The sequence below is a fragment of the Nocardiopsis algeriensis genome, from assembly GCF_014203695.1.
GTDB classification, from domain to species: domain Bacteria; phylum Actinomycetota; class Actinomycetes; order Streptosporangiales; family Streptosporangiaceae; genus Nocardiopsis; species Nocardiopsis algeriensis.
This window is the reverse complement of record NZ_JACHJO010000004.1, coordinates 327,045-339,908: the sequence shown is the minus strand read 5'-3', so window position 1 is coordinate 339,908 and position 12,864 is coordinate 327,045. Positions and strand designations below refer to the sequence as shown.

At 73.8% G+C, this 12,864-nt stretch carries 9 protein-coding genes; 5 read left to right on the top strand and 4 right to left on the bottom strand.

Annotated elements, in window-relative coordinates:
• Positions 1-98: 98 nt before the first annotated feature.
• Positions 99-3,365 (top strand): BTAD domain-containing putative transcriptional regulator, encoded by a 3,267-nt coding sequence (locus FHS13_RS08060; RefSeq protein ID WP_184289969.1) that lies wholly within the window; start codon positions 99-101, stop codon positions 3,363-3,365.
• Positions 3,366-3,398: 33 nt separating this feature from the next.
• Here FHS13_RS08060 and FHS13_RS08055 read toward each other — a convergent pair whose 3' ends face one another.
• Positions 3,399-4,223, bottom strand: coding sequence for an ABC transporter permease (locus FHS13_RS08055; RefSeq protein WP_184289966.1), 825 nt, complete (start codon positions 4,221-4,223; stop codon positions 3,399-3,401).
• Positions 4,220-5,188, bottom strand: coding sequence for an ATP-binding cassette domain-containing protein (locus tag FHS13_RS08050; RefSeq protein WP_184289963.1), 969 nt, complete (start codon positions 5,186-5,188; stop codon positions 4,220-4,222). The genes FHS13_RS08055 and FHS13_RS08050 overlap by 4 nt, the downstream gene beginning before the upstream one ends.
• Positions 5,189-5,420: 232 nt before the next feature.
• On the opposite strand from FHS13_RS08050, the gene FHS13_RS08045 reads away from it, so the two are divergent.
• Both FHS13_RS08045 and FHS13_RS08040 read left to right on the top strand, forming a co-directional pair.
• Complete coding sequence (locus FHS13_RS08045; protein WP_343064945.1) at positions 5,421-5,990, top strand: PH domain-containing protein; 570 nt, start codon at positions 5,421-5,423, stop codon at positions 5,988-5,990.
• Positions 5,987-7,729 carry a PH domain-containing protein gene (locus FHS13_RS08040; RefSeq protein WP_184289957.1) on the top strand — a complete coding sequence of 581 codons (1,743 nt, stop codon included), beginning with the start codon at positions 5,987-5,989 and terminating at the stop codon, positions 7,727-7,729. Before FHS13_RS08045 ends, FHS13_RS08040 begins: the two co-directional genes overlap by 4 nt.
• Here FHS13_RS08040 and sepH read toward each other — a convergent pair.
• Positions 7,701-8,885, bottom strand: a complete 1,185-nt coding sequence (sepH, locus tag FHS13_RS08035) for a septation protein SepH (RefSeq protein WP_184289953.1) — start codon at positions 8,883-8,885, stop codon at positions 7,701-7,703. The genes FHS13_RS08040 and sepH overlap by 29 nt on opposite strands.
• A 556-nt stretch (positions 8,886-9,441) precedes the next feature.
• Between sepH and FHS13_RS08030 the strand changes: the two genes are divergently transcribed.
• Complete coding sequence (locus tag FHS13_RS08030) at positions 9,442-10,290, top strand: hypothetical protein (protein ID WP_184289949.1); 849 nt, start codon at positions 9,442-9,444, stop codon at positions 10,288-10,290.
• A gap of 13 nt (positions 10,291-10,303) precedes the next feature.
• Here FHS13_RS08030 and FHS13_RS08025 read toward each other — a convergent pair whose 3' ends face one another.
• The gene (locus FHS13_RS08025) at positions 10,304-11,605 is read right to left on the bottom strand and encodes a D-arabinono-1,4-lactone oxidase (RefSeq protein WP_184289946.1); all 1,302 of its coding nucleotides are present in this window, start codon (positions 11,603-11,605) and stop codon (positions 10,304-10,306) included.
• Positions 11,606-11,751: 146 nt separating this feature from the next.
• Here FHS13_RS08025 and FHS13_RS08020 point away from each other — a divergent pair, with 146 nt between their 5' ends.
• Entirely contained in the window at positions 11,752-12,771 is a 1,020-nt protein-coding gene (locus tag FHS13_RS08020; protein ID WP_184289943.1) for a ferrochelatase, read from the top strand.
• Positions 12,772-12,864 lie beyond the last annotated feature (93 nt).

Sequence of the window (12,864 nt, the reverse complement as noted above, 5' to 3'; positions counted from 1 at the left end):
TCCTCAGCGAACCTTACTGCGGTTGCGCATGTCTCCGGCTCCCACCGGCGGCGGGAGCCCGTGCCGGGCCGCCACGCGGACCGGGCCATGATGGGGAGGTGCGCTTCTCCATCCTGGGTCCCCTGCTGGTGCGCGACGAGGCGGGCGCGGCCGTGGCGGTCGGCGGCGCGCGCCTGCGCACGCTCCTGGCGCTCCTCCTGCTCGCCCCCGGCCGGTGGGTGTCCACCGACTTCCTGGTCGACTCCCTGTGGGCCGACTCTCCGCCCGCCGCGGCGGGCAACGCCCTCCAGGCCCTCGTCTCACGGCTGCGTCGCGTCCTGGGTGCGGCCGCGGCGGTCGAGGGCGGGCCCTCCGGCTACCGCCTCGCGGTCGACCCCGGGCAGGTGGACCTGACCGAGTTCGAGGGACTGGCCCGCAGCGGCCGCCGCCTGCTCGACGAGGGCAGGTACGCGGAGTCGGTGCTCGCCCTGGACGGGGCCGCCGCCCTCTGGCGCGGACCCGCACTGCCCGAGCTCACCTCGCAGGGCCTGGCCGAGGGCGTCGCGCTCCGGCTGGCCGACACCTTCCGCGGTGTGGTCGAGGACCGGCTGGCCGCGCTCGTGGGCGCGGGGCGCTACGGCGAGGCCCTGCCCGAGGCAGAGGCACTGGCCCGCGACGAGCCCCTGCGCGAGCGCCCCGCCGAGATCCTCATGCTCGCCCTGGCCGGAACCGGCCGCTCCGCCGACGCGGTCGGCGTCTACGAGGACATGCGCGCGAGGCTGGCCGGCGAACTGGGCCTGGATCCCTCGCCCCGGCTCGCCGCTGCCCACGCACGTGTGCTGCGCGGAGAGCTCTCCCCGGCTCCTCCTGCGGCCGCGCCGGCCCCCGCGGCGCCCCGGCTCCGCCTGCCCGTCGCCCTCACCGGCTTCGTTCCGCGGGAGGAGGTCTCCGTCGCGGCCGACCTGCTCACCGACGGGCGCCTGGTCACCCTGCTGGGCCCGGGCGGCTCGGGCAAGACGAGGCTGGCGGTCGAGGCCGTCGCCGAGCTGGCCCGCCGGGAACCCGGCCTGCTCTCCCGGGGCGCCTGGTTCGTCGACCTCTCCCCGCTGGAGCCGGGTGCCGACGTCGCCGAGGCCGTCGCCGACACCCTGGGGCTGCGCGAACGCCACCTCGTGCACGGTCCCGCACCGGCGCGGACGGCCCCCGCCGCGGACCGCGTCGCCTCCTTCACCGCCGACCACGCCGTCCTGCTCGTCCTGGACAACTGCGAGCACCTCGTCGGGGACGCCGCCCGCCTCACCGCCGACCTGCTCGCCCGCTGCCCGAACCTGCGTGTGCTGGGCACCTCCCGGGAACCGCTCGGCGTCCCCGGCGAGCAACTGCTGCCCGTGCCGCCGCTGGCGATGCCGCCCGAGGGGGCGGGGGCGGAGGAGGCCCGCTCCTACCCCTCCGTCGCCCTGTTCGCCGAACGGGCCCGGGCGGTGCGCCCCGGCTTCGAGGTCACCGAGGACAACGCCGCCCATGTCGGCCGGGCCGTCCGTGCGCTCGACGGCATGCCGCTGGCGCTCGAGCTCGCCGCGGCGAGGCTGCGCGCCATGACCCCGGCCCAGCTCGCCGACCGCCTCGGCGACCGCTTCCGGCTCCTCGGCAGCGGTGTCCGGGAGGCGCGCCCGCGCCACAGCACGCTGCGCGCCGTCGTCGACTGGAGCTGGGAGCTGCTGGACGAGGCCGAGCGCCGCACGCTGCGCCGTCTGTCGGTCTTCTCCGGAAGAGCCTCGCTGGAGTCCGTCGAACAGGTCTGCGCCGATCCCGGGAGCGGGGGAGAGGTGGCCGGCCGGGACGTCTGGCCCGTGCTCTTCTCCCTGGTGGACAAGTCCCTGGTGGTCGTCGAGGACACCGCGCGATCCGACGGTCCGCCGCGCTACCGGCTCCTGGAGACGGTGCGGGCCTACGCCGCCGAGCGCCTGGAGGAGGCCGGGGAGCAGGAGCGCGTCCGCGACGCCCACGCCTGCCGCGTCCGCGACCTGTGGCGCGAGTGCGATCCGCTGCTGCGCGGTCCGCGCCAGGCGGAGCTCCTGGAGAGCCTGCACGCCGAGGAGGACAACCTCGCCTCGGCCGTCCGCTGGGCTCTGCTGCGCGGCGACACCGGAACGGCCCTGGACCTGGTCGAGCACTCCCAGTGGTACTGGACGCTGCGCGGGGCCGCGGTCCAGCTCGGGCGCTGGTCGGACGAGGTCCTGGCAGCGCTGGACGGCCGGGTCCCGGAAGGGCGCGGAGCGGCCGTGGCCGGTTGCGTGTTCCACAGCGGGGTGGTCCGGGGGTCGGCCCCGAGTGGTGAGCCCTTTCCGGGTGACCGGGTGGAAGCGGTGGCCGAGCAGGCGGGTGTGCGGCTGGAGGAGCACCCCGTACTGGTGTCGGCACTGGTCCACAGGGCGATCCTGGAGGGCCGGGGCGGTCCCGCGCGGAAGCGCCTGGAGCAGGCCCGGGAGCAAGGCGACCCGTGGATGCGGGCGGCCGTACGGCTGATGCTGTCCGTCCTCGACATGCTCTCGGGCCGGATCGCGGACTCCGAGGGCCCCGCGGAGACCGCACTGGCGGAGTTCCGGGCCCTCGGGGACACCTGGGGGGAGTGCCAGGCGCTCGCCCAGCTGGTGGACGCGCGCCGCTTCGGTGATCTGGAGGCCTGCCGCAGGCTTCTGGACGAGGGGGTGGCCCGGGCCGAGGACCGGGGCCTGCGCGGGACGGCGGTGGAGCTGCGGATCCGGCGCCTGCAGGTCCTCGTGGACCTCGGCGACCTGCCGGCCGCCGGCCGGGAGCTGGCCGGGTTGGACGGGGAGATGCCCAGCGAGGGGCATGATTTCCTCGTCGCGCTGGCCCGTGTCCACTACCTGTGCGAGAGCGGGCGGATCGGGGAGGCCCGCCGCGAGGTGGCGCGCGTGCAGCGGGCGGCCGCCGCCGTCGGCGGGTACATGCCCGGCCACGGCGAGAGCGTGTGGTGCTCGGCGGCGGCCGCGGTGGAGTGGTACGCGGGGAACACCCGGGCGGCGCTGCGGGAGGCCGTCCGGGCCTGGCGCCTGTCCGCGGGCGCGCCTGCGCTGGTGCACGCGGAGCTCCTCGATCTCGTGTCCGCGATCTGCGCGGAGGAGGACCCGGGGAGCTCGGCGGCCCTGTCCGGCCACGCGCGGTCGCTGCGGGGGGTGCCCGACACCGTCACGCCGTTCGTGGTGCGCGGGACCGAGCGCGCCCGCGGGGCCCTGGGCGCGCACGAGTACGACCGCATCGCCGACTCCGCGGCCGCCACGGCGCCCGAGGCGGTCGGGGAGCGGGTGGAGGAGAGGCTGCGCACGCTCCTCCGGGCAACCGACGGTCCTGCCGGCCGCCCCTGAGCGGGAGCGGTCGGCAGGGACGGGGAACGCGGCTCAGGTACGGCGGCGGTAGGCCCACACCGCCAGCGGGAAGAACACCGCGGTGATGACGGCCGCCCACACCAGTGTCCAGGCCACCGGGGAGGCGGCGTCGCCGCCGAGCATCAGGGCGCGCATCGAGTCCACCAGGTGGGTGACGGGGTTGTTGGCCGCGACCGCCCGCAGCCATCCGGGCATGTCGTCGGGGGAGACGAACGCCGAGCTGGCGAAGGTCAGCGGGAACATGAGGATCATCCCGAAGGCCTGCACCGACATCGGGGTGCGCGCGATCATCCCGACGAAGGCCGACATCCAGCACAGCGCGAACGCGAACACCAGCACCAGCAGTCCCGCGCCGATCACACCGACGGCTCCCCCCTCGGGACGGAAGCCGATGAGCAGGCCCACCAGCAGCACCATCACCACGGTGATGGCGTAGCGCACCAGGTCGCCCAGGATCGCGCCGATCAGCGGCGCCGAGCGGGCGATGGGCAGGGAGCGGAACCGGTCGAAGACGCCCTTCTCCACGTCCTCGCTCAGGGAGAACCCCGTGCCCAGCGTCGCGAACACCACGGACTGCGCGATGACGCCCGGCATGAGGAAGTCGCGGTAGGCCCGCCAGTCGCCCATCATGGCCTCTCCGAAGACGAAGACGAAGAGGACGACGAACATGAAGGGCTGGAGGACCAGCCCGAGGACCTCCGCCGGGTTGGCCTTGATCTTCAGGACGCTGCGCCGGGCCAGCTGCAGACCGTTGCCGATGGTCGTCAGCGGGGTGATGCGCTCGGGGACCTGCGCCCGGGTCCGCGCCCCGGCCCCCTCGGTCGTCGCGGTGCTCATGCCCGGGCCTCCTCGTTCTCGGTGTGTTCCTCGGCGGCTCGGCCGGTCAGGGCGAGGAAGACCTCGTCCAGGCTGGGCCTGCGCAGCGACAGCTCCCCGACGGCCAGGCCCTGGTCGTCCAGGCGCCGCACCACCTCGGGCAGCACCCCGGCGTCGGCCACCGGGACGGCGACGGCGAGGTCGCCCGGGGCCACCTCGACCGGGGACCCGGTGACCGCCTCGACGATCTTGCCCGCCAGGTGCAGTTGCCCCGGGTCGGCGGTGCGCAGCTCCAGAACCTGGTCGCCCGCGCGGCTCTTGAGCTCCTCGGGCGTGCCGCGGCTGATCACGCGGCCGTGGTCGAGCACCACCAGGTCGTCCGCCAGCTGGTCGGCCTCCTCCAGGTACTGGGTGGTGAGCAGGACGGTCACCCCGTCGTCCACCAGGCCGCGCACGACGCCCCACAACCCGTTGCGGCTGTGCGGGTCCAGACCGGTGGTGGGCTCGTCGAGGTACAGCAGGGACGGACGTCCGACCAGGCTCGCGGCCAGGTCCAGGCGTCGGCGCATGCCCCCCGAGTAGGTCTTGACGGGCCGGTCGGCGGCGTCGGTGAGTCCGAAGCGCTCCAGCAGTTCGGTGGTGCGGGCCCGGGACTCGGCGCGGCCCATGCCCAGCAGGCGGGCGATCATCACGAGGTTCTGGGTACCGGTGAGCTCGTTGTCGACCGCCGCGTACTGTCCGGTCAGGCCGATCAGCCTGCGCACCTGGTGGGGTTCGCGTACCACGTCGAACCCGCCGACCTCGGCGTGTCCGGCGTCGGGTCTCAGCAGCGTGGCCAGGATGCGCACGGTGGTGGTCTTGCCGGAGCCGTTGGGGCCCAGGACCCCCAGTACGGTCCCGGTCCGGGCGGTCAGGTCGACACCGTCCAGGGCCCGTTTCCCCTTGAACTGCTTGACCAGGCCCTCCGCGCGGATGGCGTCAGTCATCGTTCCTCCGTTTCGACGTCCGGCCCCAGTCTGAGGGAGGGCACTGACAGGACACTGACACACGGCCCCGTTTCCTCACACTCCGCTGACAACCTCCTGAAAGCGGCCATCGGCAGGCAAAGTGTTTTCTCCGGGGGGCGTTTCCGGCCGTGTTTTTCGGATGCTCTCGCCGTATCGGCGGAGCCGATCCTTCAGCGAGGGCATCCGAAGAACAGGGCCTAGACTCGGGCGGGTGACGAACAGCCCTCAGCACGAGCAGATCGAACCGAACGAGGTCCCGCACGCGGGTACCGCCCGGCTGCGGCCCCCCGAGCACCGGGTGAGCCGGAGCGCGGTCGGGGTGTGGACGGTGCGGCTGCTCCTGACCGGAGCGGTCAACACCGTGCTGCTGAGCGCGGTCGCCTGGGGCGTGAGGGTGCTGCCGTTCGCGTGGATCCCCGTGTGGGCGCGCGAGCATGCATGGGTGCTGCCCGTCGTCTACGGGGTGTACGCGCTGCTCAAGGTGGCGGTCGTGCCGTCGTGGCGTTACCGCGTGCACCGGTGGGAGGCCTCGGGGGACGTCATCTACACCCGGGCCGGCTGGGTCAGCCGGTCGTGGCAGCTGGTGCCGGTCAACCGCCTCCAGACGGTCGACCACACCCAGGGGTGGCTGGAGCGGCTCTTCGGCGTGGCCACGCTGAAGGTGCAGACCGCCTCCTACGCGGGCTCCTCCACCATCGAGGGGCTGGACGCCGAGGAGGCGCGACGGATGAGCGAGGAGCTCGCCGTGCGGGCCGCCGCGCTGCAGGGCGACGCGACATGACGGGCGAGGAGCACGGCGGCTGGGTGGCTCCCGGTTCGCGCTCGGAACCCGAGGAGAGTGCTGCGCCGCAGCCGGCACCGCCGATGGAGCGGCCGGTACCGCCGGAACCGGAGGGACCGGCAGGACCGGCAGGGCCGCCCGAGGGCCCGGGCGGACCCGCCGCGGCGCACGACTGGTGGGTCGCCGACGTCTCTCCCGACTTCGGAATCGGGAGCGCCCGGCGGCTGAGCCCGCGCAGCATGGTGGTCGGACCGGTCAACCAGCTGCGGGGTCTGCTGCTGCCGATCGCGGCGGGGCTGTTCGTGGGCGGCTTCAACATATGGGTGCTGGGCGGAACCGCGGCGACGATCGTCGCCCTGCTCGTCGGCGGGTTCGTCACCTGGCAGACCACCCGGTACGAGGTGGTCGAGGACCGGCTGGAGATCCGCAGGGGGCTCGTCCGCCGCTCCCGGCGCACCATCCCCCTGGAGCGGGTGCGCGGCGTCGACGTCACCAGCACCCTGCTGCACCGCCTCCTGGGCGTGGCCGTGGTGCGGATCGAGGCCGCTGCGGGCGCGCCCGGTGTCACCGAGGACGGCAAGCTCGACGCCGTCGCGGCGGACGAGGCGGACCGGCTGCGCCGGGTTCTGCTGCACCGGAGGGCCGTGCTCACCGGGCAGGGGACGCAGGCCGAGCAGGTGCCTGCCGCCGCGGGCGACGGCGGTACCGAGGACGCGGAGGAAGGCGTCACGCACTTCTCCATGCCGCGCTCGTGGTACCTGTACGGCGCTCTCGGCCTCGGGTACCTGCTCACCCCCTTCGCGGTGCTCGCCGCCCTGTTCGGAGCGGTCCAGCAGACCGCGGGCGAACTGGCCAACGAGTACGTCGTGGACTGGGTGCTCGCCTCCGACAGGGCCCTGCTGACGCTGTTCGCCGCGGTTTTCGCGGGAATCCTGGTGCTTCTCATGCCGGTGTTCGCCGTGATCTCGTACACGATCGCCCACTGGGGCTTCACGCTGAGCGAGCGCGACGGCTCCCTGGTGGCGGAGCGCGGTCTGTTCACCCGGCGCAGCGTCACTCTGGAGAAGCGCCGCATCCGCGGGTACGAGCTGCGGGACAGCCCCCTCGAACGGCTGCGCGGCGCGGTGCGCCTGAGCGCCGTCGTCACCGGGCTGGGCGACACCGGGGGGCGTGCTGTGCTGCTGCCGACCGGCCCCCGAGGAGCGGTCGAGGAGGTCGTCGAGGCGGCCCTGAGCCGCTTCTCCGGCACGCTGGTGCGCCACCCGGGTGCCGCGCTGGGCCGTCGCCTGCTGCGCTCGGTGGGCCCTCCCGCGCTGGTCGCCGCGGTGGCCGCGCTCCTGGGGGCGTACTGGCTCGCGGGGGCGGCCGCGGTGCTGGCCGGCCTCGGTATTCCCCTCGGGGTGGACCGCTACCGCTCCCTGGGCCACGGGTACGACGGCGGGCGGGTGAGCGTCCGATCGGGGTCGCTCAGCCGTTCCCAGGCCACCGTGGAGGCCCCGGCGGTGATTGGATGGACCTGGCGCCAGACCCTCTTCCAGCGCCGCTCCGGTCTGGCCGACCTGCAGGTCAACGTCGGTGCGGGGGCGGGCGGCTACACGGCCGGGGACGCCTCCCTGGAGGAGTCCGTGGCCTTCGCCGCCCGCGTCACACCGGAGATGGTGCGTCCCTTCCTCGAATCCGCCGGGGAGGGGGCGCGGTCCTCGGAGCCCTCTACTCGTCCTTCTTCGCGCCGAACATGATCTCGTCCCAGGAGGGCACCGACGCGCGCCGTCCCCGGACCTTGCGTTTGGGCGCGGGACGGTCGCCGGCCGCGGCCGCCGGGATCGGGGCGGCGGGTGCGGCCGGTGCGGGCTGCGGGTCGGCGGCGCGACGCGGGGTGCCCGTGTCGCCCAGGTCGATGGAGCGGCGCCGGCGCGGGGCCGCCGGGGGCGCGGAAGGCGGTTCGGCCGCGTGCGGCATCTGCTCGGCCGGACGTGCCGGGCCCGCGTCGGACCGCGTCGGCGCGGGGCGGCGCACCTCGGGTTCGGTGCGCACGGACGGCGAGAACGGGACGCTCTCGGACTCCCGCCGGGGTCCCGCGCCTTGGGCGGGTGCGCGCTCCTCCCCGCGGCCGCGGTGCCCCTCCTGGCCGGGGGCGCGGCGCTCCTCGTGGTGGCGCGGTGCGGCCGGGTGGTGGTCGAAGGGCTCGCGGCGGGCCTCCTCGAAGGCCTTCTGACGCCGGTCGTCGCGGGCGGGGGCGGCCGGCTCGGGGCGCCGCGGGGCGAAGGGGGTCACGTTCGCGACGGCGGGCGGGGCGACCGGGGCGACCGGCTGCTCCGGGGCGCTCTCGACCGAGAAGAGGGCAGCCTCCTCGTCGGCGGGGACCACGCTGTTGTGTCTGGGCTCGTAGACCCAATGGGCGACGCGCTCCTCGCCGCCGTGGAGGAACACGAGCTTGATCTGCCAGGTGCGGTCCTCCCGCTTCCAGGAGTCCCACACCGCGTCACCGGTCTCCAACTGGTGGGCACCGATCCGCTGGGCGACCAGCTCGCCCAGGGGAAGGCCGGGAGCGGTGTCGCCCTGGGCCCGCACGCCGGCCTTCTGGGCGCGCTGGGCCATGTACTCGCGTTCCTGGAGGACGGGTCCCTCGAACCAGCGGACCCGTTCGAGGGGGATGCCGGAGATCTCGGAGATGGCCTCCGCGGTTTCGCCGGACCGGATACGGGCCTGGATTTCCTTGGGGCGCAACGGATTCTCCACTTCGATCTCGTACTGGCCGAGCCGGGAGAACTGGCCGCGCACGGCGGCGCGGAGACGGTCGTCGACGGGGAGCATGAAGCGGGTGCCGCGGCCGGCGCTGGCCAGCACCAGGTAGGTGCCGTCCTCGCTCACCGCCACGAGGCGAAGCTCGTGCATCGCCCTCCCTTTCGCGTCCCGTCGAGAACAGGCCCTGGGGACCGGCCTCCGCGTTCTCCAAGTCTGGTCGGCCGACAACCGTTCGGCCAGTACCGCGCCCGGCATGTCCGAACATGTATGCCCGCTTCCCGTTTTGTGATGATTTGCACCACAGTAGGGAGTTGCCCCGGTGCCTCCGGAGCGCTCACGGTTGCTTCTGGTGTCAATCTTGGCATGCTGACCCTTCGGCGCCCGGGAGCGATCGCGGGGAAATGTTGCCGATCCCCTGCGAAAGCCCCGCCGCGATGGTATCCCTCGGGCCCGAATCGCCTCAGGTGTGGGGGAAACTCAGATCTCGGACCCTCCCATGAGCGCACGGATCCTCACATATGCAAGTCGGCGCGCCGGTGTCTGCGGGGAAGTGATCGCCGCTTCGCGGTGTCGTTATCAGGTCTCCAGTGCTCATAGGCTTATTTATCCCCTTGTGAGCGAAATGTGACCGTTGTGGTTCCTGGTGCTGCTTGTTCCGACACGCACTGTGCACCGGCCCCCGTCGGTCCGAGAGAGGGAGAGCTGGATGGACCGTCCCGGAGACCGCGGTGACCGAGAGGAAGAGGAGGGCGAGGGCAAGCGCATCGAACTGAGCGCCTCCCAGGTCGTGGGGGCCGGCGCCGCCACACTGGCGGCCGCCACCGCCGCGTCCTGGCTCAACGTGTACGGCACGGTCGTCGGGGCCGCCGTCATGGCCGCGCTCAGCACCCTCGCCAGCCCCTTCCTCCAGCACTGGTTCTCACGCGGCGGACAACAGGCGCGGCAGCTGGCCGAGAGGAGGGCCCCGCGCACCGGGGAACCCGCCGCCTCCGCCGAGAGCTCCGCCGTCCGCACCGCGTCCCCGCCTAAGACGCGGAAGAAGGGCGGAGCCCGGCGCGGATGGCGCTCCCTGGCGGTGTCCGCGGCCGCGGTGTTCGTCCTGGCCATGCTCGTGATCCTGCTGTTCGAGCTGTTCACCGGACGCTCCCTCACCTCGTGGACGAGGGGGACGGGCGAGCCCACCGCACCGACCCTGCTCGGCGGAACCTCCTCCGGCCCGGCCGCGGGGGAGGAGGCCCCCGCGGAGGAGGCCCCCGCGGAGGAGGCCCCCGAGGACCCTCCCGCGGGCATCCCCGGGCAGCAGCCGGGGGAGGTGCCCGCTCCGGAGGGGGAGGCAGAGCCGACCGAGCCCTCGCCGGACGCGCCGGAGGGCACCGAGGCACCCGGGAGCGAGCCGACGGACGCCCCCGGGACCGCTCCGGCTCCCGACCCGCCCGCACAGGAGCAGCCCCCCGGGCAGCTCCTCGAACCGGACCCCGCCCCGGGGGCCGGGGACCAGGGCGCCGGCGGTGGGAGCGGTGCCCTCGTCCCCGACACGGCCCCGCCCGCCGGCTGATCCCCCGGCGGCCTCAGCCGCCGAGCACGCGCTCCAGGTAGGCGTTGCCGAAGCGGCGGTGCGGGTCGACGCGGTCGCGTACGGCCAGGGCGTCGCCCAGGCGCGGGTACACCGACTCCAGGTAGGCGCGGTCGCGGGTGTGCATCTTGCCCCAGTGCGGCCGGCCGCCCACCGAGGTGAACAGCGCCTCCAGGTCGGCGAAGTAGGCCTCGTAGGGCGTGCCCTGGTACATGTGCACCGCCACGTAGGCGCTCTCCCGGCCGTGGGCGGTGGACAGCCACACGTCGTCGGCGGGGGCGAAGCGCACCTCCACCGGGAAGTTCACCCGGTGGTCGCCGCGGTCCACGATCGCCCTGGCCTCGCGCAGCACGTCGACCGCGTGCTCGGCGGGGATCGCGTACTCCATCTCCACGAACCGCACGTCGCGCACGGAGGCGAACACCTTGTGGGAGGCGTCGGTGTAGGTGCGCGCCGACAGCGCGCGCGAGCTGACCCGGTTCACCGCCGGGACAGCGGCGGGGAAGCGGCGGCAGAGCCGGCTGACGCGTTCGAACACGGTGTTGGACAGGAACTCGTCGTCGAGCCAGGCCCGGAACCTCGTCAGCGGCTGCGCCGGCCCCGGCGTGATGTTGTTGCGCTTGGTGTTGGTGTTGTTGGTGTGGGGGAACCAGAAGAATTCGAAGTGGTCGTTCTCCGCGCGCAGCTCCGGCAGGCGCTCCAACACCTCGTCCAGCGGCATCGGCTCCTCGCGCGCGTGCAGCAGGAACGACGGACGCACCGCCATCGTCAGCGCCGTGACCACGCCGAAGGCGCCCAGGCCCACCCTCGCGGAGTGGAACAGCTCAGGCTCGCGCTCGGCCGAGCACTCCACCACCGAGCCGTCGGCGAGCACCATCTCCATCCCCACGACCTGGCTCGCCAGCCCGCCCGCGTCGCGGCCGGTGCCGTGCGTGCCGGTCTGCACCGCGCCCGCCACGGTCTGCACCGCGATGTCGCCCATGTTGGCCAGCGCGACGCCGCGGGCGGCCAGGGCCTCGTTGAAGTCGCACAGGGGCATGCCGGCCTCGACCGTGGCGGTGCCCGCCTCCGGGTCGACCGAGCGCAACCGGGTGAGGGAGGAGGGAGAGAGGAGAAGGCCGTCGGTGACCGCCACGTCGGTGAAGGAGTGCCCCGAGCCGACCATGCGGACCCGCAGCCCCTCCTTCCCGGCGGAGGCGACGGCGGCCGACACCTCGGCCGTGCTGCCGGGGGAGGCCGTGCGCCTCGGCCGGGCCTGGTGGGTGTCCGACCATGTGCGCCACACCACATCTGTCATGCCAGGGGACACTACTCGCCGGTCACCTGTCTGACCAGAGTGCTTCCGCCCTCCCGACCGGCCCCGTACGCCGGGAGTCGAAAGCCACAGGCCGCAGGGGCCGGGGCAGCGCGGTACAGGCGCGCAGAGCTGGTTTCATAGGGTTCATGAGCTCTTACGACGCGTTTCTGCTGATCTCCTTCGGCGGCCCGGAGGGCGAGGACGAGGTCATCCCGTTCCTGGAGAACGTCACGCGCGGGCGCAACATCCCCCGCGAGCGGCTCGCCGAGGTGGGGGAGCACTACTTCATGTTCGGAGGAGTGAGCCCCATCAACCAACAGTGCCGCGACCTGCTCGCCGCGATCACCGCCGACTTCGCGGAGAAGGGCATCGACCTGCCGGTCTACTGGGGCAACCGCTTCTGGGCCCCGATGCTCACCGACACCCTCGCGCAGATGCACGAGGACGGCGTGCGCCGCGTACTGGCACTGCCCACCTCCGCCTACTGCAACTGGTCCAGCCGGACCGCCTACCTGGAGGACATCGCCCGGGCCCGTGCCGCCCTGGGCGACGACGCCCCCGAGGTCGACCTGATCCGGCCCTTCTACGACCACCCCGGCTTCATCGAGCCCCTGGTCGAGCACACCCGTGCCGCCCTGGACATGCTGCCCTCCGACCAGCGCGAGGGCGTGCGCCTGCTCTTCTCCGCGCACTCGATCCCGACCGCGATGGCCGAGCAGAGCGGCGGCCCCGAGCAGGGCTTCGGCCCCGAGGGCGCCTACGGCGCCCAGCTGGCCGAGGTGGCCCGCCTGGTCGTCGAGCGGCTCGACAGCGACCACCCCTACGAGGTCGTCTACCAGAGCCGCAGCGGCCCGCCCAGCCAGCCCTGGCTGGAGCCCGACGTCAACGACCGCATGGAGGAGCTGGCCGCCGAGGGCGTGCCCGCCGTGGTCGTGATCCCGCACGGCTTCGTCTCCGACCACATGGAGGTCAAGTTCGACCTCGACGTGGAGGCGCGCGAGACCGCGGCCAAGCTCGGCATCGGCTACGAGCGCGCGCTCAGCCCCGGCACGCACCCCGCGTTCGTGTCGATGGTGGCCGACCTCGTGCGCGAGTACACCGAGGGCGGCGGGCGCGAGCGCCTGGGCAGCCTCCCTCCCTGCGCGGAGGAGCGCTGCGGCTGCTAGGCCCTGTTTTTCGGATCGCCTCGGGCCGCGCGGCCGCCGGACGGTCGGCTCCGCCGACGCGGCGAGAGCATCCGAAGAGCACGGCCCGGGCCG

Coding starts and splice junctions, on each gene's coding strand:
- FHS13_RS08055 (WP_184289966.1), bottom strand. CDS start 4,223: ATGAGCACCGCGACGACCGAGGGGGCCGGGGCGCGGACCCGGGCGCAG.
- FHS13_RS08050 (WP_184289963.1), bottom strand. CDS start 5,188: ATGACTGACGCCATCCGCGCGGAGGGCCTGGTCAAGCAGTTCAAGGGG.
- FHS13_RS08040 (WP_184289957.1), top strand. CDS start 5,987: ATGACGGGCGAGGAGCACGGCGGCTGGGTGGCTCCCGGTTCGCGCTCG.
- sepH (WP_184289953.1), bottom strand. CDS start 8,885: ATGCACGAGCTTCGCCTCGTGGCGGTGAGCGAGGACGGCACCTACCTG.
- FHS13_RS08030 (WP_184289949.1), top strand. CDS start 9,442: ATGGACCGTCCCGGAGACCGCGGTGACCGAGAGGAAGAGGAGGGCGAG.
- FHS13_RS08025 (WP_184289946.1), bottom strand. CDS start 11,605: ATGACAGATGTGGTGTGGCGCACATGGTCGGACACCCACCAGGCCCGG.
- FHS13_RS08020 (WP_184289943.1), top strand. CDS start 11,752: ATGAGCTCTTACGACGCGTTTCTGCTGATCTCCTTCGGCGGCCCGGAG.